Genomic DNA, 20,801 nt, shown 5'->3' with positions numbered 1-20,801 from the left:
AAGAATTGTTGCAGTTATGAGACAGCTAACTCTAAGATTTCTCGGCTACGTTCAAGTGTGATCGCCTGGTTTTCACCTAAAACAGTCATGCCGTGTTTGTTTAGTTGATCAATGATGGCATCGATAGCTTGTTCACGGCTCTCACCATAGTTTTCGAGCTTAGTTGCGACATCAAGTTGATGATAAAACGCTTCGATAGCTTCGATTGTGCGCTCTGCTAAATCCTCACCTGCTTCAAGAGCAAATACGTTGCGACCCATTTGTTCTAACTTAGGGCGCTTAAACTGCATTTGGTTACGAAGTAACGATGGTTGGACAATTGCAAGAGAACGCGCATGATCAACGCCCCATAGAGCGGTTAATTCATGGCCGATCATATGTGTCGCCCAGTCTTGTGGAACGCCACTACCAATTAACCCATTCAATGCTTGGTTAGCAGACCACATTAGGTTTGCGCGCCACATATCGTCGTCTCGTTCCGCAAACTGTTCTCCGAGTGTTTTTAAAGTTTTCAGCAGTGTTTCTGCGTAACCATCTTGAACCATTGCACCGGTAGGAAGCGTCAAGTATTGCTCACATACGTGCACCCATGCGTCAACAATGCCGTTGATAAGCTGGCGTTCTGGCAGTGTTTTCATTACATCTGGGTCTAACACGGCAAATTTTGGCTGCACTGCTGGAGACATGAACGGAAGTTTGTCTTGAGTTTCTTTTTTAGTGATAACTGCGCCCATGTTTGACTCTGAGCCTGTTGCTGGCAATGTCAAAATTGCAGCTAGAGGCGTCGCTTCAGTGACTTGGTGTTTACCAATCATGATATCCCAACCATCACCATCATACATTGATGCCGCTGCTACGTATTTGGAACCATCGATGACTGAACCACCACCTACCGCTAGAATAAAATCAACACCATGCTCTTTTACCATTGCGACTGCTTTATCGAGTGTTTCTTTGGTTGGGTTTGGTTCAACACCTGAAAACTCTAGCCATTCATGTCCCTCAAGAGCTTCTGCTACTTGGTCGTACACGCCATTTTTTTTGATGGAGCCACCACCGTATACCACTAAAACTTTTTGGTCGGATGGGATAGCTTCTTTGATTGCTGCGATTTGTTTTTGACCAAAGAAAATCTTGGTTGGGTTTACATAAGAAAAGTTCATTATTAGCCCTCTTGCTTCCAGTGAAGGAGATTGAATACATGCATATTAGTCCTGATTAATGATGGTTAACAGGTCGATTTCTGCAAATAATTTGCCTATTTCTACAAAATTAATGCTCTTGAGCTAGAAAGTTAAAGTCGAGAGGAAGTATAGTGCTCGAAACGATAATAGAGACCAAACTCGTTGGTCATTGATGGAGCGCTCTAATGCACACTCTCGCAAATATCATGCAGCAATATGTTGAAAAGCAGGGGCTGCATGACCTAGAAGGTATGAAGAAAACAGCGATAGATGGCGTATGGTTTTATCGCAGTAGCAAAGGGAATCATCGCCAGCCGTTTGTCTATCAGTCCGGCATCATCGTATTGGGTCAAGGGCATAAGAACATTCATATTGGTGATACACCAGTGCAATATGGGCCCGATGATTACCTTGTTGTCGGGGTTCCCATGCCACTAGAGTGCGAAGCGTTTGCGACAAACAATGAGCCTTTACTTGGCATTTCGATAGATATTTCGCCAACGCTTCTTCATAAACTCGTTAAAAAATTAGAGGCTGAAAAATTCAGTAATAAGTGTCTGGATGCTACCCGTTGCGGCCTTAAGTCGGTACGTATGAATGAAGGTATGTTGGATGCGTGCAAACGGTTAATGAAAGCAATGTGTAACGAGCTTGATGTCATCATGCTTGGCGAGTTGCTTCTTGAGGAAATTGTGTATCGTACTTTGGTGAGCAAAGAGGGGTATGTTTTATTTGACCTAGCACATCAAGAAGGTTCTTACGCGAGGGTAGCTAAAGCACTAAATCGTGTACATCAAGCGTATCATGAACAGTTGAACGTACAAGCATTGGCTGAAGAAGCCAACATGAGTGTGTCTGCTTTCCATCAAGCATTTCGCAATGTCACGCTTGAATCTCCGTTGCAATATATTAAGAAAGTTCGACTTAACAAAGCGCGCGAATTGATCCAGTTAGAGGGGAGACGTGTTAATGATGCAGCGAGAATGGTCGGGTACACGAGCCCATCACAGTTTAGTCGCGAGTACAAGCGGCATTTTAATGAAACGCCAAGGTCAACAAAGGCTTAGTGATCTTTATTTCAAAATGGCGACTTTTTTTACCTTTTTTATTAATTTGCGAGTGACATATTTATTTGAGTTATAAAATTAGTTACTGGTGCCAAATAATAGGTACGTTGTTGCAATCATTTAGTGGATTGTTGCGAGGCGGTGTGGAAAACTCGTAAATAGATAGTGTGAAATCACCAACTTGTACTTAAGTTATTTTACGTCGAAATAAAAGTATAGATGCGCTTCGTTTAGCGCATTTAGTATTGTTTTAACAATAACTTAAGGAAGAGCGATTATGCACCTTAAAAACGGCAACGCAGTGAAAAACGTGTTCACACTAAGCACACTCACCGCTTCTTGTCTTATGGCCTTCAATAGCTACGCAGCAGTTGACTGTGCCCCTCTAGAAACTTGGCAATCATCAAAAGTTTATAACGGTGGCGACCAAGTTCAGCATGAAGGTAATGCTTATAAAGCGCGTTACTGGACGCAAAACAACAATCCAGCGCAATCTGGTGAGTGGGGCGAGTGGGAAACACTTGGCGCTTGTGATGGCACTGGACCGGTTGAACCACCTCAGAATGAAGTCCCGACGGTTACTCTGACATCGCCTTCTGCGTCGGCTTCTGTGACTGCGGGTGATGTTGTTAACCTAGCTGCAGATGCGGCAGATACTGATGGGACTGTTAGCAAAGTAGAGTTCTTTGTTGATGGTGTATTAGTTGGTCAGGCAACGTCTGCGCCGTATGCTGCATCGTGGACAGCAACTGAAGGACAGCACGAGTTCTCTACCAAGGCCTATGACGATGCAGGTGCCGTTAGTACGGCAAGTGTTGTGACGTTAACTGTGGCATCAGCGCAACCTGGTAACGAAGCGCCGACAGTGGATGTCGCGCTTTCTGCGAGCTCTATTGACCTGGGTGGTTCCGTAACACTGACTGCAAATGCTACGGATGCGGATGGTACCGTTGCTAAAGTTGATTTTTATGTTGCAGGTGTGCTTGCTGGCACTGCTACAACAGCGCCATACACGCTGGATGTAACCCCTTCACAAGCTGGCTCATTAAGTGTTTATGCGAGAGCAACCGATGATGCTGGAGCAACAGCAGATTCTGCAATTGCGACGTTAACAGTAAACGGCGGCGCAGTGACATCTAATTGTCGTCCTGATGGTCTTTATCAAACAACGGGTGTAGATGTTCCTTACTGTTCTATTTATGACGAAGAAGGCCGTGAGAAAATGGGGGCTGATCACCCACGTCGTGTAATCGGCTACTTCACCAGTTGGCGATCAGGTGACGACCCACAATCGACTTACCTTGTTAAAGACATTCCTTGGGAACAACTTACTCACATTAACTACGCGTTTGTGAGCATTGGTTCTGACGGCAAAGTAAACGTTGGCGACGTAAATGATCCTAACAACCCTGCTACAGGTAAAACTTGGCCAGGCGTTGAGGTAGATCCTGCTCTTGGTTTTAAAGGTCATTTTGGTGCACTAGCAACTTACAAGCAAAAACATGATGTTAAAACGCTAATCTCGATTGGTGGTTGGGCTGAAACGGGCGGTCACTTCGATACGAACGGCGATCGTGTAGCTGATGGTGGCTTCTACACCATGACGACGAATGCGGACGGTTCTATTAATCATGCTGGTATTGAGAAGTTCGCAACTTCTGCCGTTGAAATGATGCGTCAGTACAAGTTCGATGGCCTAGATATTGACTATGAATACCCGACGTCAATGGCTGGTGCTGGTAACCCTTACGACAAAGACTTCATGGAACCACGTCGTCAGTATTTATGGGCGTCTTACCAAGAGCTGATGAAAGTATTGCGTGAGAAACTTGATGCGGCATCCGCGCAAGATGGTATTCATTATATGCTGACTATCGCAGCACCATCTTCAGGTTACTTGCTACGTGGGATGGAAACCTTCGATGTAACTAAGTATCTAGACTACGTAAACATCATGTCTTACGACTTGCATGGGGCTTGGAATGATCACGTTGGTCATAACGCGGCTTTATTCGATACAGGTAAAGACTCTGAGCTAGCGCAGTGGAACGTATACGGCACTGCTGCATACGGTGGTATCGGTTACTTGAACACAGACTGGGCTTACCATTACTTCCGTGGCTCTATGCCAGCAGGTCGTATCAACATTGGTGTTCCTTACTACACCCGTGGTTGGCAAGGTGTTACTGGTGGCGACAATGGCCTTTGGGGCCGAGCGGCACTACCAAACCAAGCAGAGTGCCAACCGGGCACAGGTGAAGGTGAGAAGAACAACTGTGGTCACGGCGCTATTGGTATCGACAACATGTGGCATGATACCGACCCTAAAGGAAACGAAATGGGCGCTGGTTCTAACCCAATGTGGCATGCTAAGAACCTAGAAAACGGTATTTGGGGCTCTTACGCAGCTGCTTACGGTCTTGACCCTGTCAACGATCCTTCAGATAAGTTTGTTGGTACTTATACTCGTCATTACGATAGCGTTGCTGTGGCACCTTGGTTGTGGAACGCAGAGAAGAGCGTATTCCTATCTACGGAAGATAAAGCTTCTATCGAGGTGAAAGCCGATTACGTTATCGATAAAGAGATCGGCGGTATCATGTTCTGGGAACTAGCCGGTGACTACAACTGTTACGTACTGGATGCAAATGGTAATCGTACGGCAGTAGATGCAACTGAACAAGCTTGTGCGGCGGGTAATGGTGAATACCACATGGGTAACACTATGACCAAAGCTATCTACGACAAGTTTAAGTCTGCGACGCCTTACGGTAACAAAGTAGCGACTGGTCCAACACCAACTGAAGCAGTAGACATTACTGTTAGTGTTGGCGGCTTCAAAGTTGGCGACCAAAACTACCCAATTAACCCGAAAATCACGTTTACGAACAACACTGGTCAAGCGATCCCTGGCGGTACTGAATTCCAATTCGATATCCCAGTATCTGCGCCGGACAATGCGAAAGACCAATCAGGTGGTGGTTTGAAAGTGATTGCTTCTGGACATACTCGAGCAAACAACATTGGTGGCTTAGATGGCGTAATGCACCGTGTGTCGTTCTCTCTACCAGCATGGAAAGACTTGCCAGCGGGCGGCACTTACGAGCTTGATATGGTTTACTATCTACCAATCTCTGGTCCGGCTAACTACTCAGTGATTTCTGGTGGTAAAGAGTTTGCGTTTAAGTTTGAACAGCCAGATCTACCAATTGGTGATCTCAATGCGGGCACGGGTGGTGGTACCACTGAACCAGGTACGTGTGATACGACAGGTTTAGTGACATACCCAGCTCTGCCACAAACGGATTGGGCAGGTAATCCAAGCCACGCTAACCAAGGTGATAAGATCATCCACAACGGTGTGGTTTACCAAGCGAACTGGTGGACAGCGGCTGAACCGGGTACAGATGGTAGCTGGTCAACGGTATGTAACATCTAATTATTATGGATTATTTGTTATAGCCTAATGTTTACAGGCACTTAAACAAAAGCGCACGATGATTATCGTGCGCTTTTTTGTTGTGATAGTTTGTCGTTTAATCGAATTGGTAACTTTCAGGTATGACGACAATACCTTTGTCTGAGATTTTAAATCGCTTCGCATCTTCAAGTTTGTTGATGCCAATTTGAGTATGTGGCGGAATACGAACATGTTTATCAACTATGCAGTTGACCAACTGACTTCCTTCACCGACTTCTACGTCATCAAAAATGATGGAATCGACTACCGTTGCACTATCTTGAATGCGTACATTAGAGGAAATAATGGAGTGCTGTACCGAGCCTCCGGAATTGATGACACCGGTAGCAATGATGGAGTTAATAAAAATGCCTTCATTACCCGTGGCCGACGATACAGTACGAGCTGGTGGAAACTGCGGCTCGTAAGTACGAATCGCCCAATTAGACTGATAAAGGTTCATTGGCGGCACAGGTTCTAGTAGATCCATATTCGCTTCATAGAAGGAATCAATGGTACCCACGTCGCGCCAATAGCAATCTTTATCGACGCGCCCTTTACTGCCACAGAATTGATAAGCGTAAACGGATTCGGTATCAATTAGCTTAGGTATGATGTCTTTTCCGAAGTCATGGCTTGATGAATCGAGTTTTGAGTCTTCTTCAAGCGCTTCTTTCAAAACATCCATATCAAAGATATATATTCCCATAGAAACAAGGCTTCTGGTCGCGCTTCCAGGAAGAGTAGGTGGGGTTTCAGGTTTCTCTATAAACGAAGTAACGAGCCCGTTTTCTGTGGTGCCCATTACACCGAATGCTGAAGCATCCTCTACGGGAACATCCATACAGGCAACGGTGAGCTTAGCACCTTTCTCTTTATGCTCTTCAAGCATTGCGGCGTAGTCCATTCGATAGATATGATCGCCGGATAACACAACCACATACTTTGCATCATTTCGCGATAGCAACCACATGTTGTGATAAATCGCATCGGCGGTTCCTTCATACCATGCACCACCTTTGCGCATTTGTGGTGGAACAGCAGTAATGTACTCGCCTAGCTCTGGATTGAATATCGACCAGCCGTCTCGTAAGTGTTTTTGAAGTGAATGAGATTTATATTGGGTTAAAACAAGGATCTTGCGTAAACCCGAATGTAAACAATTGGTTAGTGTGAAATCTATAATTCTATATTTTCCGCCAAAAGGTACGGCTGGCTTGGTTCTGTCATCGGTGAGAGGGCTGAGTCTAGACCCCATCCCTCCTGCTAAAATTACGGCGAGTGCGTCTTCCATAGTATTCCCTTTCCCTTTTCTGACATGCATCAAAACGGTGCTAACCTGAAGGAGGTGGTATGCAACGCAGAGGTTTTGAAAAGCATGTGCTAATGTGCTTATTAGTGAAAAGTCTACTACAAGAATCGAGCCATAGAATATCTCCTTAAAAATCAAGGAGGTTAAAATTTCACTGTAAGACAACTGCACCATATTAGTGAAGCGCTAAATAGCCCGTGCATCAAATTGGCGCAAAATTGTAGAAAGGAGAGGTCAACAAGTATGGATTTACAATGTAAAGTGGCTACAAAACAAGAAGATAAATAGGGTTTTCTAGCTTAATAACTATGGCTAAACAAGGCTTAGGGTTAGCGTCTTAACTCTAAAGGTCTAAAACAGGCGCGTTGATGTAAGGCAAGAGAGCTTTGTATCAACAATTCAAGAGTAGAAGGCCTGAGACAACTCTTTTCACAGTTGTTGAGAGTGAGTGGATAGGTAAGTAGACCACTCACTCAATGAATATGTTCACTATCACTGATAGCGATACGTTATCACTGCACTAAGAGAGACCGACGATATTTCCTTCATCATCAAGATCTAAATTCATAAATGCGGGTTTATCAGGTAAGCCTGGCATCGTCATCACGGTTCCAGATAATGCATAAATGAATCCTGCGCCCGCACACAAGCGCAGCTCGCGGATTGGGACGGTAAAACCAGTTGGTGCGCCTTTGACTGCGGAGTCCGTGGTTATAGATAGTGGTGTCTTCGCGATGCAAACCGCTAAGTTGTTAAAGCCTAATTGCTCAAAATGTTTGAGCTGCTCAGTCGCGATAGGAGTCATTTCTATATTGGTTGCTCCATAGCCCGCTTCACATACTGCCATGAGCTTTTCGAGTAATGATTGCTCTTTGTTGTATAACGGACAAAACTCTACAGGCGTGGTACACGCATCAATAACATGTTGAGCTAGTTCCGTTGCGCCTTGTCCGCCTTGCGAAAAAGCGGTGCTGATGGCTACTTTAACTTCGGGATTAAATTGGTGAATCAGCTCTTCAAGAGCTTTAAGCTCTTTCACACAATCTTGTGGAAACTGGTTAATGGCAACGACAGCAGGTAAACCGTATTTATGAACGTTATTTATGTGCCATTTTAAATTTTCAAACCCAGCCTCCAATGCTGCTTGGTCCGGATTAAAAATGGAATCTGGAATAGCCATACCTGGCCGTAAATCGTAGTGTCCGGAATTCGCTTTGAGGCCGCGTAATGTTGCTACGATCACTACACAGTCCGGGGCTTTGTTGGCGGCAGCAGCTTTAATGTTACACGCTTTCTCAAATCCCATATCCGAACCAAAACCGGCTTCAGTTACCGTGTAACCTGACAGTTTTAGCGCAATATCGTCCGCGATAATGGATGAATTTCCATGGGCGATGTTTGCAAATGGACCTGCATGGATCAACGTAGGAACACCTTCTAGAGTTTGCATCAGTGTTGGTGCAATCGCCTCTTTTAGTGTTACTGCCATTGCTCCTGCAACTTGTAGATCTTCCGTAGTGACGGGGGTTCCGTTCAAATCGTACGCTACGACAATTTTCCCGATACGTTGACGTAAATCTTTTAAATCTTTGGCTAGTGCAATTATAGCCATTAACTCGGAAGCAGCTGAAATATCGAACCCTTCGTCACGCTCGAAACCATTGATGGTTTTTCCTGCATCATTGAGGCCAATTTTGACTTTACGTAGTGCACGATCATTATGGTCCATCACTCGTTTCCAAGTAATACTTGCCGTGTCGATTTTAAGTGCTCTTAACCCGGTGCGTGATTCAAAGGCATCATAACCCTCGCGTTGCTCATGGAACAAGCGAGCGTCAAGAGCGGCTGAAGCAAGGTTGTGCGCCGCTGTCACTGCGTGAATGTCACCAGTAAGGTGTAAGTTTAACTCTTCCATTGGAGCTACTTGAGAATAACCGCCGCCCGCTGCGCCACCTTTAATACCGAAGACGGGTCCCATCGAAGGTTGCCTTATACATGCAATAACAGATTGATTAAGCTTTGCTAAACCTTGCGCCAGGCCTATCGTCGTAACGGTTTTTCCTTCGCCAAGAGGAGTCGGCGTGATCGCAGTGACGAGTACAAGTTTACCGTCATCATTTGCTTTGAGTCGTTCCAAACATTTTGGGTGGACTTTGGCTTTGTGCTTCCCGTGAGTGTCATACTCTTCGGGCAATAGTCCTACTTTTTCCGCGATAACATCAATAGAAGAAAGTGGTGTGTTTCGGCAAATTTCGATATCTGACTGCATGGAGAATCCCCAAAGTGGCACACAGGTAGCGTTGAAAAACTACCTGAGTTATAACGAGTATTATTGTGAGGCAAAGGTCTGCTTGGTGATGGTACTGTTTCGGTTAGGCTTGTAAAGAGTTTACTGCTTCGTATTGTGCGACATACTAACGAAATCTACTCGTTATAGTGCTAGATAAAAACAAAAAGGCCACCAAATGGTGACCTTGATATATTTTTAGCTTTAAAGCTGTCGTTTTAACGATCCCAATAAGTCTCTTCTAAGCTATCTTCTCGTTCAGGAAGCGCTCGCGATAGGCGAGGAGAGTGCTGCGTCAACACTTCATAGCTTACTCGGTTTGCGTATTTACAGATCTGAGAAAGCGAGGAGTAGGTTAAGCATCGTACTTCGTGCTTTTCTGAGTTAGGCACTTCTTTTTGGTGGAAAGAGTTTGCTGCCATGTCATGCAGTAAGGCTGAAAGGGCTGCATCACCTGCACCGTTAGTGTTCTTAATCTCTAGTGGTCCACCAAGGTAAGGGCCGATGTGAGAGTAGACCTTCATTGGGTTTTGACAGTCTTCTTTACGCATCGCACGACTAAACTCGTACTGGTTAAAGGCTTCGAGGGAGCTTTCAAGGATGTCGTGTGTGGTTTCTCGTTTTACTTTCTCGTCGGTGTAACCAGCCATGTACAGACCATTTGGTCCTGCCGTACACAGTACGAGATCAACCCATTCAAGTGCTTTATCAGCAGCAGCTAGCGGCTCTGTTTCACCTGTTAGCGCCGCACCTTCTTCTTCATTCATAGCGACAACAGAAATGTTTTCGCGAATGTATTCTTGCCACCACTGTGCGTTGCCTTCGATAACGTACTTCGTCCCTAACGTAAGTACAACAGGGACATCGTGCTTCTTAGCAAAGTCGATCGCTCTTTGTACCGCTTTAGGCATTGGATCTTCTTCTTTACCACGCATTAGGTAAGAAGAAACAACCAGGGCTGATGCTTTCTCAAAGATCTCTTCAGGAATGCTTTCCGGAAGTAGTTGATTCATATGACCTTCGTTGATAGCAAATGTACGCTCACCGTCTTGAGAAATTAGGGTGTAGCAGCGACCAATAGGGCCATCTACCGTTTGTAAATGGTTAAGGTTCATGCGTGAAGACGTACGGCAAAGGTAGCGGTAAGCAAAAGAACCGACTTGAATGTTCTTAGACATCACACCGAGCAAAACGGATTTGCTATCGGCTAAAACTGAGTAGTTGTGAAGAGTATTGCCAATCGTGTCACCTGGGTATTGGTGTGTGATCAGGCCTTGCTCAACCAGTTCTTCGTAAAGAGCATCTGCTTTGCTTTCTTCAAGAACGAGCGAATGTCCTTTACTCAGGTTGTATTTCTCTAAAAACGCGTCATCTACACGTGCTTCGATATCTACAATGGTTTGACCGACACCAACAATAGTTGGGCGATATAGCTTAGGTGCCTGTCGGATTTGGTTTACTAATGGATCTCGAGCGTGAGTTGGGAAGTAGTGTTTAGATTTACGCTGACCAGGAAACTTCATGCTTGTTCTTGAGTGAGAAAAAAAAGAGGCGGGATTGTATCACAAAAAAATGAAAATCGTGGCGATTTATTACAAAGAAGTCAGCTCGCTGAAAAAATCAGCGAGCTGAGTAAATAGCAACCAAAGCAGCTGCAATTTATGACGCTTGTCGTATTGCAATGGGTTGTTTTTTAAACTTGTTGCTCAGCAGCGCCCGGAAAGAGCCTGCTCCGCGCTAACTAAATTTACCCGCGTTACTTTTTCACTTCAGTTGGCTCAACGTAAGCCTTGGTACCCCAAAGTGGGACTGTCGAAAGGCTATGTTTAAAACTACCATCGGTCTCTTTTGTTGTATAAGACAAGTAGAGTAAGGTTTGGTTATCGGCATCATAAATACGGCGAACCTTCATTGTTTTGAAGAAAATGCTTTTTGACTTCTTAAATACAATTTCACCGGACTTACTCTTATCTATTTTTGCAATCATTTCCGGTGTGATTTCGCCAGTCTGACGACATGATATTGAGCTATCACTTGGATCTGCTAAGCTGAAATCCGCTTCGATAGAGGCGATGTGACATGTGACACCTGTTACCACCTCGTCTTTCAACTCTCCGACTTTGATGTCTTTCAAAGTAAACCAACCGAGCCCCACGTCAGCAACATCGTTATCTGAACAACCAACTAGAGTAGTAGCAAGCAATGCACTTAACAGCATCTTTTTCATTATTTTTGTCCTTAACTAGGAAAGATATTGATGAAATCTATCAGAGGTTTGCACCTAAAACAAAATTTAGCCACGGAAAGGTCTATGTGCGCTAGGTTTGTTGCGGGCTTCATGCTAATGTACTGCTCTAAACGAAGGTATCAAGATGAATGAACAACAGTTAGCCAGTATCGAGCGTAAAAATACATGGCTGTATGAACTGGTCGAAGTTGAATTTCCGACACCAGAGAGTTTGAAAGGGCGCGATGTCTATTTCAAAACGCTAGAAAAAGCAACGTATCAAGTAGTCGACAAAGACACACTACTGGAAAGTGACTCTGAATTTAACCCCGACGATATTTTTCTGGTCGATTTTCATCGACTGACCATTATGTTCTCTATCTTGCAATCTCAGCGCTGGGAACAGCAGTATGATAAAGATATGATCATTGAATATCTGACACAGATTATCCTCACGCCAGATTTTGAATTATATGTTGGTTTTAAATCTGGAGTCCCAATTGGTGCTGCTATTGTTAGCCATCTCGAAGGAAATACACTCATCTCTGATGTTGCTGTTTCTGAATCAAAATACAAAAGCTCGTTTGTGGCTGATCTGGCTAAAAGACTAAGCACCGAGCAAAAACTGTTAGACTCAGTGGTTATCGAAAACTAACTTACACATCAATGTGCATAAAAAGTAAAGCAAGATGACGTTGGGTGATCTTGCTTAGAAAAACTGTAATTGCTCCCTTCTATTTCCATGAAATGCCAAGCTCGTCGTTTCAACAATCCCAAACTCAAATAAGATTAATCCAAACATTCTTAAAATCGCTTGGGCTTGAGCCTTTAAGACGTCTGGAGATGGCTATGGCAATTACCAATATTAAGTGCGTGATATTTGACTGTGATGGTACGTTGGTCGACAGCGAAAGACTGTGTTGCCAAGCGCTCGTCAATGTATTTAACCAGCATGGGGCTGAGTTAACGATGGAAGAGTGCGTTTCTCACTTTAAAGGAGGAAAGCTCGCTGACATCCTTTTAGATACTAAAGAATTGAAAGATATCAAAGTCCCAATTGATGTTTTAGAGCCGCAATACCGAGAAGAAGTCCAGTCTCTTTTTGTGCGTCACTTACAGCCGATGGATGGCGCAAAACGATTAATTCAGTTTTTGGATTCGCATAATATCGAATATTGTGTGGCGTCTAATGGACCTAAAGATAAAATTGAATACGCTTTGGAGTTAACCGGTTTACTCGATGCTTTCCGAGGGAAAGTGTTCTCGGCATTCGATGCGAATAGTTGGAAGCCTGAGCCCGATTTAATCATGTACAGTGCTATGAGCATGGGCTTTTTACCAAGTGACTGTCTTTATATTGATGACACGCCTAAAGGAGTTGAGGCGGGACTAAACGCCGGTATAAAAACGATACAGTTATTTAATGGTGAAGCTATCAATCTTGTTGATGACGAGCGTGTAATTCGCATCCATCATTTAGATGAATTAAAAGAGCAGCTGTGTGGCTGCTCTGTTTGACCTACTAATGGCAAACCGGACTCAAGCTGTGGATGTGCTTAAGTTTAGACTGTAGGTAAGGCGTTTGATGTAGACATTGGATAGATGAGAAGTTTTTTGTATGAAATCCGCAAGCAGCGCATGTGAATTTCTCGCCATCCGATGAAATGAGATATTCATCTCCTTGGCAGAGTGGGCAATTCAGGTTCTCTATGTCTTTTGTGTCTTTGTAATTATTCATATTGTTTTCCAGCAGCAAATTGGAATTGGCAAGATCAAGCATAGCGGAACGCTTTGTTTAAGAACATTATTTCATCCGGTACAGCGAGAACTTGAGATTCACTTCAAATATCCACTTGGATGTCGTAGAAAATATCGAAGGTAATAGTTGAACACGGTTTAAAGAAAAGGGCTCCTTAAGGAGCCCTTGTTGATCATAAGTTCCACAATGTTATGAGGTGCGGTAGCGTTGTAATATCTCACCAAGAGAAACGGAGGCTTGCGTGAGATTAGCGACGCCAGCGGTAGATTGCTCCGCCACTTCTCTGATTGTGCTTGATTGACTACGAATTTCTGAAAGTTCCGATGCAATATCGTTAGCAACTGCGCTTTGTTCTTCAGCAGATGTGGAAATCTGAATGCTCATGTCCATTAATGAGCGTGCTGACTCGGCAATAGAGGTAACATCATGGCCGATTTCATCAATAAGCTGGCTGCTGGTTTGAGCTTGCTGAACGGTTCGGTTGGTGATTGAAGCAATGTTCTGGCTCTCAATTTGAAGCTTCTCAATCATGGCTTGGATCTCTACTGTTGCCTGTTGAGTTCTGCTTGCTAATGTACGTACTTCATCGGCAACCACTGCAAATCCACGACCTTGTTCACCAGCACGGGCTGCTTCGATTGCTGCGTTTAGTGCCAACAGATTAGTTTGTTCTGAAATGGCGTTAATCGTTGTGATCACGTCATTAATCTGCGTCGTATTCTCGTTTAAATTGGTTACTGACGTAGAGGCTTGTTCAATATAGCTAGATAACGTCTCTATCTCGCCAATCACGTTTTGTACACGGCTTCTGCTTAGTTCGATCTTCTGGGCATCTTGGTCTGACTGCGTCGTTGCTTGTTGAGAAATACTTGATACCTCCTTTGCAGAGGCTGTCATTTCTTCCATTGCTGTCGCGACTGAATCAAGCGTTTGATATTGATGAGATATCTGGGTTTCACTCAACTGCATATCTTTTTCGAATGCAGAAGATGTCTCGCTCAACATCGTTGCATTATTTTTAACACTATTAACCAGTTCACTTAAGGTATCCATAGACTTGTCTAGCGCACAGCCGATGGTACCGAATTCATCTCGACCTGGATGGAAACCAAGACGAGAGGTTAAGTCACCGTCACCAATTTTTTCGGTTGTTGTATATAAAACCCACAGAGCTCCTCCGATAAACGTTGCCACCCAGTAAGAGAATAGGGCAAAAGGAATAACCCATAAGAAGCTGAGTAATAGTGACGATAGAGCTGATGATTTTAACGATTCGTATTGTGTGGACACATTTTGAGTCAGCTTAATCACTTCCCCAGAATGCAACTTGGCATAAGCGGTGACAGACCCATCGACAAAAGAACTCTCGCTTACGCGGTTCGATTTCGATACGCCGTCAATTTCTGTAGCGCGGTTTGATTGAGCATCAACGATACCAGAAAGCTTCGCTTCGCTCGCCGAGATGGCTTGCTGCTCAAATTGTTGTATTTCATTGAAGTAGCGGCTTCCAGCCACTGAAGTGAGGGCTACTAAAAATAGTAGGAATATAACCCACATTTTGTCGTTGATAGACATCTTGATAAACAGCCTGTCTATCGTTCTAAACTCAACTTCTCTCATTTAAAGCTCCATTAGAGATAAAAGATATTGACCAAATCTATTGCTATATCGAAACAAAATATGCGAAGTTAATCAGCAAAATATGTAACGAATACTAAATTTAGTTTAAGAAATGAGATCTAAGGACGCCTATAACAGTATGTTATATCTTTAAATTGACATGAATGTTGATAAAAGAGTCATTTCTCTAAAGTGTTAAGCGGATATGAAACTTAATTGCAATCGTTTACTTTTGATTGTGCTCATAGGTTTTCAAATCTTTACTTCTCGCTGTCATGAATGTGTCATATAAAGACTATAAAAAGGAGTTGCTGATGTGGATATGGCAAGAGCCAGGCCGTCAGCAAGTAAAAGCAAGAGAGCTTAAAATAAAGGAGGTCACAATGAGCGACCAATACCAAAACGATGAGAGCCTAGAGCTGCTAGATGCGCTTGAAATTGGCATTATCTTGTCGGAATACGTTGGCTCAGACAACGAAGCCGAATAGCGGAACACTCTCATCTCGTCGTAATTGACGTTATACTAGGTTCATGTCACACCAAGCCCTAGAGGCCAAAACTGGCGTCGAATGAACTTTCTAGCCCACCTGCATATCGCAGATCACAGTAACAGCCATTTGTTGGGAAACTTGCTTGGAGACTTCGTAAAAGGAGATCCAAGCAAGCTGTATGAACGCGATATCTCAAATGGCATCAGATTACATAGATTTGTTGACCGTATTACCGATCATCATCCAATCGTCAACGAATGTAAGCCTCATTTCACTGGTGTTGCGAGACGTTTTGCACCTATCGCTTTGGATATGTTTTGGGATCATTGCCTCGCAAAACACTGGAACGACTTTCATTCCGTGCCTCTCGAACACTTTGTAAAAACGGCATACGAGAGAGTAAACCGAGAGGTTCATGAACATTTGCCGCCACGTTTTTTGGTGCTCCACAGCAGAATGTGGCATGGCCGATGGCTTCAATCCTATCAAGATCTAGACAATATAGAATTTGCACTACATCGGATGTCGCAAAGAAGCCCTAGAATGGCAGACTTAACCACAACATTTAAAGTGATTGAAAGTGATTACACCGAATTAGAAGAGAAGTTCTCGTCACTTTATCGAGATGTTTTGCGCCAGTCGTATGATTTTCAGCAACAGCTTAATGACTCAACTCAATGAGATAGAAAAGTAGTATGGCTTTAGGGGCTCTGGTAAACTCTGCGCTCCAAAAATAATGAGGTTACACATGTCTGTTAATTTTGCTGATTTAGGCATCGAACAAAAGCTAATCGAGACGCTAGGCAATCTAAATATCGTGACGCCAACACCAGTGCAAGAAAAGTCAATTCCACACGTCCTTGCAGGAAAAAACTTACTTGCTGCTGCACAAACTGGTACGGGAAAAACGGCTGCGTTTGGTTTACCTATCATACAAACCGTTCAGCAAAAGAAACTTAACGGCACACCTCAAGCATTGATTTTGGTTCCAACACGCGAGCTTGCACAGCAGGTATTTGATAATTTGAATCAGTACTCGGCAGAAACAGAACTTCGCATCGTGTGTGTTTATGGTGGTACAAGCATTGGCGTACAAAAGAGAAAGTTAGAAGAGGGCGCTGATATTTTGATTGCCACGCCAGGCCGCCTTTTGGATCACCTGTTTAATGGTAACGTAAACATCTCTAAAACCGGTATGCTCGTGTTAGACGAAGCCGACCGTATGTTAGATATGGGATTTTGGCCTGACTTGCAGCGCATCTTCCGACGTTTGCCTGCTGAGAAACAGATCCTATTGTTCTCTGCGACATTTGAGAAGCGAATCAAAACTATTGCGTATAAACTCATGGAATCGCCAGTTGAAGTCGAAGTTTCACCAGCAAATACGACTGCTGAAACGGTAACACAAATGGTTTATCCAGTGGATAAAAAACGGAAACGTGAATTGCTAGCGTACTTAATTGGCTCGCGGAATTGGCAGCAAGTGCTTGTATTTACAAAAACGAAGCAAGGCAGTGATGAGTTAGCGAAAGAGCTCAAGTTAGATGGCATCAAAGCGGTTTCTATCAACGGTGATAAATCACAGGGTGCCCGCCAAAGAGCTTTGGATGAATTTAAACAAGGTAAGGTACGTGCTTTGATTGCAACCGATGTGGCAGCACGAGGGTTAGATATTCAAGAGCTAGAACAAGTCGTGAACTTTGATATGCCATTCAAAGCAGAAGATTATGTCCATCGAATTGGCCGCACTGGAAGAGCTGGAAAGTCAGGTTTGGCGGTTTCTCTGATGAGTAGAGATGAGGAGTACTTGTTGCAAGCTATCGAGAATCTGCTTGATCAACGCTTACCCCAAGAATGGCTGGCAGGTTTCGAACCAAGTCTTGTAGAAGAAGTTGAGCCTGAACAAAATGGGCGTCGTCGTAGTCGTTCATCTGAGAAGCGTAAGCTAAAAGCAAAATTGGCGATTCATAAGAATCGTGGTAAATCACGTAGCTCTCGCTAAACCGCGCAAACTTTTGTTCTTACATAGTCAGGCTGTTTTTGCCTCTTCATAGACGTCTAACGTTTGGGGGATAGCAAGTAGGTACCCTTGATACATATCGAAACCGAGCTTTTTCATTAAGCGAAGTTGATGCTCGGTTTCAATTCCTTCGATAACGGTTTTAGAGCATAACGCTTTTGCGAGTGATAATGCATCGTTAAGCGCTTTAAAATCACCGTTTTCATACCTTAGCAATAAAGAGCGATCCATCTTGATTATATCTGGGCAAACGCTTCTCACTCGCTCAGTTGTCGATGCATTGACGCCATAATCGTCAATCGCTAATTTAAATCCTTCAAGACTTAACTCCCGAGCAGCTTGAGACAAAGAGAGTTCATCCTCCACCTTCAATTCAAGTAACTCCATGACGATTTGTTCATTCATCAAATGCGATTCATAAATGGTTTGTTTTAGCAGTCGGTTATAAGTGATGTCTTTGACTAGTATCTCTGCCGCTACCGGTAATACATTGAGAAACAATTGTTTTGTGTGAAAGCGAGACTGAGAGAAATTTTTGATATGGATTAGGCGACTTAAGCGTTCAACATTGAGCAAATCTTGAGTGGGAGTCGCTTTGGATTGGAAAAACTGATCTGGCCTAACCATGGTGCCATTGGCATTGCTAATTCTTACCAGTGCTTCAAGGCCAACGATGGAAATATCGTTCTTATATATGGGTTGAAAGACACTGCGGAGAGTGAAGTTCGCGTATTTCGCAATATACTGCCCGTCGGCTTCTTTCCGGATGCAACTAAGTAGTTGCGAGATGCTCATCATTGTTACCACAACCTAAATCAATGTCTCAACATCAGCGTTATCGCGCTAATTTTTCTATTTCATTGGCAATGAATCTAAGTGTGCTCATTAACTCAAGCAAGAACGATGGTAATGGATGGGTAGTTTTGTCGAGTGATATCAAACAAATTGATGAAATAATTGATAATCTCAGCACTTCAATTTGATGCTACCATTGCAGTACGGCATACAACTGCAAATATTTTCTGACTAACTGCTGTTTGTTCGAACGCCGTAAAGGATGCCCAAACTTAATGTAACAAGGGCTAATACCGAATCGAGTGTCCAACGATTGCGTGAGTTGCGACTCGCTGGTGTACAGTGTGATTCCTTGTTCTGTGTATTCGTTGATCTGATCGGGTAGTTCCCCCATCCACCAATGAAGCAATTCTCGGCTCGTTTTGCTGCGACTTATCCAATGATCACAAACTAAAAAGAGTAGGTCATTAGGCTGTAAGGCATAGCCATATTCACTCTGCCATTCCGTAATTGATGAGAGTAAGTTTTCCCGGCAAGATTTTCCGGCACTGACCATATGGTGACTCAGAACCCAGACAGTGCCGATGTCGGATGAAATTCGATAGTGATGGGGAAGGTCTGGAGAATCCAACACTTCGATTGGCTTTATCACGCAGTTGTATCCAAAGTGACGAAAAGTATGTTCCATCCTTCTTGAAAACGCGAGACCAAGATGATGCTCACTCATGCCTTGGTTATGCACCGCAGGGTAATGCTTTTCACACAGCTTAAGACAGTCGTCTTGAAAATCATTAACACTTTGAATAACTAGGTCGAGTAGCAAAGAATATCCCTTAATAATTACAAAACGAACTGCAAAAGGTTAGCATAGTCTTTTGAGAATAGACTAATTTACTTCGGCAACTTCTTGATCTAAACACCAAATTTCTCACAAATGACCGTGTTTAATCTTTAATAGAGCAATACGAAAGAAGCAGAAGTTGAACAAAAATTTGAAAGGGAAAAAATGATAAAGCTAGAACGCGCACAAAAAGAGGCGTTGGCCACCGCCATTCAAGATTACATGCAAGACGAGCTAGATGTTGAAATTGGCCAGTTCGATAGTGAGTTTCTAATTGATTTTATTACAGAAAAACTAGGACCAATTTATTATAACAAGGGTGTTGAAGATGCTAAGTTACTGGTTGAACGCAGAATGTTAGAAGTTTCCGAAGAGCTGTATGAGATAGAACAAGAAATTAAGCTGTAAGTTTCAGTTTTACAAACGATTTAAAGTTCCTTCAAAAAATTCGAACAACTTGATAGATACGGTACCATTGGCTGGATGTAAATGATGGTAAATAATCTGTTTCATATGACGTAAATAGGTTAATGTAGTGTTTCTTGCTCAGCATTAACTTAGGAATATATCTAGGAACTTGAGATGGATACACTGGTAAAGAATTACAACCTTACTGCACGCGTGATGCATTGGTTATCAGCGCTGTGCATTATTGGTCTATTTGCAGTGGGTTTGTGGATGGTCGACCTTAGCTATTACAGCGAATGGTATCGAACTGCGCCGCATTACCATCGCTCTGTCGGTATTTTACTCGCTATTTTAACTTTGGTACGCATAGTATGGAAACATGTGACGGCGTCACCAAAGGTAGAAGGCAAACGTTACGAAGTGCTTGCTGCTAAAGCAGCGCATGGTGTCATGTACCTACTATTGGTCACCATCTTTGTTTCAGGTTACCTCATTTCAACGTCTGATGGACGCGGCATCGAAGTGTTTAATTGGTTCACCGTGCCAGGAGCGGGAGAGTTATTCCCAGGCCAATCAGATATTGCAGGTGAGATTCACTTCTATGCAGCTTGGGCAGTCATCCTGATTGCAGGCTTACATGCTATTGCTGCACTAAAACACCACTTTATCGATAAAGACAACACATTAAGAAAAATGTTAGGAGCTTCAAAATGAAAAAGTCACTTTTCGCTACAGGATTAGCTATCGCTATGGCACTGCCATTTGGTGCGCAAGCTGCAGATTATGTCATCGATACCAAAGGTGCTCACGCTTCAATCAACTTTAAAGTTAGCCACTTGGGTTACAGTTTCATCAAAGGTCGTTTCAATACATTTTCTGGTGACTTTTCTTTTGATGAAAACAACATTGCTGACTCAAAAGTAAATGTTGTTGTTGATACAACCAGCCTAGATTCAAACCATGCTGAACGTGACAAACACATTCGTAGTGGTGACTTCATCGATGCTGGTAAATACAGTGAAGCAACCTTTACGAGCACAAAAGTGGTTGATAAAGGCAATGGCAAACTAGATGTAACTGGTGATCTAACGCTACACGGTGTTACTAAGCCTATTACTATTGAGGCTGAATTCGTTGGTGCTGGCAGTGACCCATGGGGCGGCGAGCGCGCTGGCTTTGTTGGCAACACTCGCCTAGAGCTTGCTGACTTTGACATCCCAGTAATGGGTGCTTCAAGCTACGTCGATATGGAACTTCATATCGAAGGTATTAAGAAGTAATTAGTTCCTTTTAGATACACTAAAAGCGCTCTTCACTTGAAGAGCGCTTT

18 protein-coding genes are annotated in these 20,801 nt (G+C 43.5%); 10 read left to right on the top strand and 8 right to left on the bottom strand.

Translation table 11 applies throughout. The features are described 5' to 3' along the window. Positions 1–14 precede the first annotated feature (14 nt). Positions 15–1,163 carry an iron-containing alcohol dehydrogenase gene (locus R7D93_RS16325; protein WP_005376393.1) on the bottom strand — a complete coding sequence of 383 codons (1,149 nt, stop codon included), beginning with the start codon at positions 1,161–1,163 and terminating at the stop codon, positions 15–17. Between the two features lie 206 nt (positions 1,164–1,369). Here R7D93_RS16325 and R7D93_RS16320 point away from each other — a divergent pair, with 206 nt between their 5' ends. Next, positions 1,370–2,251, top strand: a complete 882-nt coding sequence (locus R7D93_RS16320) for an AraC family transcriptional regulator (protein WP_005376392.1) — start codon at positions 1,370–1,372, stop codon at positions 2,249–2,251. Between the two features lie 277 nt (positions 2,252–2,528). Next, a complete protein-coding gene (locus R7D93_RS16315) occupies positions 2,529–5,690 on the top strand; it encodes a chitinase C-terminal domain-containing protein (RefSeq protein ID WP_025767798.1) in 3,162 nt (1,053 codons plus the stop codon). Positions 5,691–5,787: 97 nt separating this feature from the next. On the opposite strand, the gene glgC is transcribed toward R7D93_RS16315, so the two are convergent. The 4 genes from glgC to R7D93_RS16295 all read right to left on the bottom strand — a co-directional run bounded on the left by glgC (position 5,788) and on the right by R7D93_RS16295 (position 11,537). Further along, positions 5,788–7,005, bottom strand: a complete 1,218-nt coding sequence (glgC, locus tag R7D93_RS16310; RefSeq protein ID WP_025767797.1) for a glucose-1-phosphate adenylyltransferase — start codon at positions 7,003–7,005, stop codon at positions 5,788–5,790. A 538-nt stretch (positions 7,006–7,543) separates the two neighbouring features. Next, on the bottom strand, positions 7,544–9,292 hold the full coding sequence (locus tag R7D93_RS16305; protein ID WP_213867699.1) for a formate--tetrahydrofolate ligase: 1,749 nt from the start codon (positions 9,290–9,292) through the stop codon (positions 7,544–7,546). Positions 9,293–9,528: 236 nt separating this feature from the next. Then, the gene (locus R7D93_RS16300) at positions 9,529–10,833 is read right to left on the bottom strand and encodes an inosine/guanosine kinase (RefSeq protein WP_005376376.1); all 1,305 of its coding nucleotides are present in this window, start codon (positions 10,831–10,833) and stop codon (positions 9,529–9,531) included. Positions 10,834–11,066: 233 nt separating this feature from the next. Continuing rightward, on the bottom strand, positions 11,067–11,537 hold the full coding sequence (locus tag R7D93_RS16295) for a CreA family protein (protein WP_005397614.1): 471 nt from the start codon (positions 11,535–11,537) through the stop codon (positions 11,067–11,069). Positions 11,538–11,682: 145 nt separating this feature from the next. Here R7D93_RS16295 and R7D93_RS16290 point away from each other — a divergent pair, with 145 nt between their 5' ends. Further along, positions 11,683–12,192 (top strand): flavodoxin, encoded by a 510-nt coding sequence (locus tag R7D93_RS16290; RefSeq protein WP_213867700.1) that lies wholly within the window; start codon positions 11,683–11,685, stop codon positions 12,190–12,192. A gap of 194 nt (positions 12,193–12,386) precedes the next feature. Beyond that, a complete protein-coding gene (locus R7D93_RS16285) occupies positions 12,387–13,055 on the top strand; it encodes an HAD-IA family hydrolase (RefSeq protein WP_017820949.1) in 669 nt (222 codons plus the stop codon). Positions 13,056–13,485: 430 nt separating this feature from the next. Here the strand turns inward: R7D93_RS16285 and R7D93_RS16280 are convergent, their stop codons facing one another. Continuing rightward, on the bottom strand, positions 13,486–14,916 hold the full coding sequence (locus R7D93_RS16280) for a methyl-accepting chemotaxis protein (RefSeq protein ID WP_213867701.1): 1,431 nt from the start codon (positions 14,914–14,916) through the stop codon (positions 13,486–13,488). Between the two features lie 314 nt (positions 14,917–15,230). Here R7D93_RS16280 and R7D93_RS16275 point away from each other — a divergent pair, with 314 nt between their 5' ends. The 3 genes from R7D93_RS16275 (at position 15,231) to R7D93_RS16265 (ending at position 17,409) form a co-directional block, all read left to right on the top strand. Beyond that, positions 15,231–15,404 (top strand): hypothetical protein, encoded by a 174-nt coding sequence (locus R7D93_RS16275; protein ID WP_017820948.1) that lies wholly within the window; start codon positions 15,231–15,233, stop codon positions 15,402–15,404. Positions 15,405–15,485: 81 nt separating this feature from the next. Continuing rightward, positions 15,486–16,088 (top strand): ACP phosphodiesterase, encoded by a 603-nt coding sequence (locus tag R7D93_RS16270; RefSeq protein ID WP_213867702.1) that lies wholly within the window; start codon positions 15,486–15,488, stop codon positions 16,086–16,088. 67 nt (positions 16,089–16,155) lie between these two features. Further along, positions 16,156–17,409, top strand: coding sequence for a DEAD/DEAH box helicase (locus R7D93_RS16265; RefSeq protein ID WP_031781393.1), 1,254 nt, complete (start codon positions 16,156–16,158; stop codon positions 17,407–17,409). Positions 17,410–17,436: 27 nt separating this feature from the next. Here the strand turns inward: R7D93_RS16265 and R7D93_RS16260 are convergent, their stop codons facing one another. Next, complete coding sequence (locus tag R7D93_RS16260) at positions 17,437–18,225, bottom strand: EAL domain-containing protein (protein WP_042520834.1); 789 nt, start codon at positions 18,223–18,225, stop codon at positions 17,437–17,439. Between the two features lie 187 nt (positions 18,226–18,412). Continuing rightward, positions 18,413–19,045, bottom strand: a complete 633-nt coding sequence (locus tag R7D93_RS16255; protein ID WP_005376385.1) for a hypothetical protein — start codon at positions 19,043–19,045, stop codon at positions 18,413–18,415. 183 nt (positions 19,046–19,228) lie between these two features. Here R7D93_RS16255 and R7D93_RS16250 point away from each other — a divergent pair, with 183 nt between their 5' ends. The 3 genes from R7D93_RS16250 (at position 19,229) to R7D93_RS16240 (ending at position 20,751) form a co-directional block, all read left to right on the top strand. After that, positions 19,229–19,471, top strand: a complete 243-nt coding sequence (locus R7D93_RS16250; RefSeq protein WP_042520836.1) for a DUF2164 domain-containing protein — start codon at positions 19,229–19,231, stop codon at positions 19,469–19,471. A 174-nt stretch (positions 19,472–19,645) separates the two neighbouring features. Continuing rightward, positions 19,646–20,185, top strand: coding sequence for a cytochrome b (locus tag R7D93_RS16245; protein WP_042520838.1), 540 nt, complete (start codon positions 19,646–19,648; stop codon positions 20,183–20,185). Then, on the top strand, positions 20,182–20,751 hold the full coding sequence (locus R7D93_RS16240) for a YceI family protein (RefSeq protein ID WP_017634178.1): 570 nt from the start codon (positions 20,182–20,184) through the stop codon (positions 20,749–20,751). The genes R7D93_RS16245 and R7D93_RS16240 overlap by 4 nt, the downstream gene beginning before the upstream one ends. The last annotated feature ends 50 nt before the right edge of the window (positions 20,752–20,801 follow it).

The organism is Vibrio sp. YT-15, assembly GCF_033337445.1.
GTDB lineage: Bacteria > Pseudomonadota > Gammaproteobacteria > Enterobacterales > Vibrionaceae > Vibrio > Vibrio alginolyticus.
This window is presented reverse-complemented; position numbering and strand designations above follow the sequence as displayed.

Coding starts and splice junctions, on each gene's coding strand:
- R7D93_RS16325 (WP_005376393.1), bottom strand. CDS start 1,163: ATGAACTTTTCTTATGTAAACCCAACCAAGATTTTCTTTGGTCAAAAA.
- R7D93_RS16320 (WP_005376392.1), top strand. CDS start 1,370: ATGCACACTCTCGCAAATATCATGCAGCAATATGTTGAAAAGCAGGGG.
- R7D93_RS16315 (WP_025767798.1), top strand. CDS start 2,529: ATGCACCTTAAAAACGGCAACGCAGTGAAAAACGTGTTCACACTAAGC.
- glgC (WP_025767797.1), bottom strand. CDS start 7,005: ATGGAAGACGCACTCGCCGTAATTTTAGCAGGAGGGATGGGGTCTAGA.
- R7D93_RS16305 (WP_213867699.1), bottom strand. CDS start 9,292: ATGCAGTCAGATATCGAAATTTGCCGAAACACACCACTTTCTTCTATT.
- R7D93_RS16300 (WP_005376376.1), bottom strand. CDS start 10,833: ATGAAGTTTCCTGGTCAGCGTAAATCTAAACACTACTTCCCAACTCAC.
- R7D93_RS16295 (WP_005397614.1), bottom strand. CDS start 11,537: ATGAAAAAGATGCTGTTAAGTGCATTGCTTGCTACTACTCTAGTTGGT.
- R7D93_RS16290 (WP_213867700.1), top strand. CDS start 11,683: ATGAATGAACAACAGTTAGCCAGTATCGAGCGTAAAAATACATGGCTG.
- R7D93_RS16285 (WP_017820949.1), top strand. CDS start 12,387: ATGGCAATTACCAATATTAAGTGCGTGATATTTGACTGTGATGGTACG.
- R7D93_RS16280 (WP_213867701.1), bottom strand. CDS start 14,916: ATGAGAGAAGTTGAGTTTAGAACGATAGACAGGCTGTTTATCAAGATG.
- R7D93_RS16275 (WP_017820948.1), top strand. CDS start 15,231: ATGTGGATATGGCAAGAGCCAGGCCGTCAGCAAGTAAAAGCAAGAGAG.
- R7D93_RS16270 (WP_213867702.1), top strand. CDS start 15,486: ATGAACTTTCTAGCCCACCTGCATATCGCAGATCACAGTAACAGCCAT.
- R7D93_RS16265 (WP_031781393.1), top strand. CDS start 16,156: ATGTCTGTTAATTTTGCTGATTTAGGCATCGAACAAAAGCTAATCGAG.
- R7D93_RS16260 (WP_042520834.1), bottom strand. CDS start 18,225: ATGATGAGCATCTCGCAACTACTTAGTTGCATCCGGAAAGAAGCCGAC.
- R7D93_RS16250 (WP_042520836.1), top strand. CDS start 19,229: ATGATAAAGCTAGAACGCGCACAAAAAGAGGCGTTGGCCACCGCCATT.
- R7D93_RS16245 (WP_042520838.1), top strand. CDS start 19,646: ATGGATACACTGGTAAAGAATTACAACCTTACTGCACGCGTGATGCAT.
- R7D93_RS16240 (WP_017634178.1), top strand. CDS start 20,182: ATGAAAAAGTCACTTTTCGCTACAGGATTAGCTATCGCTATGGCACTG.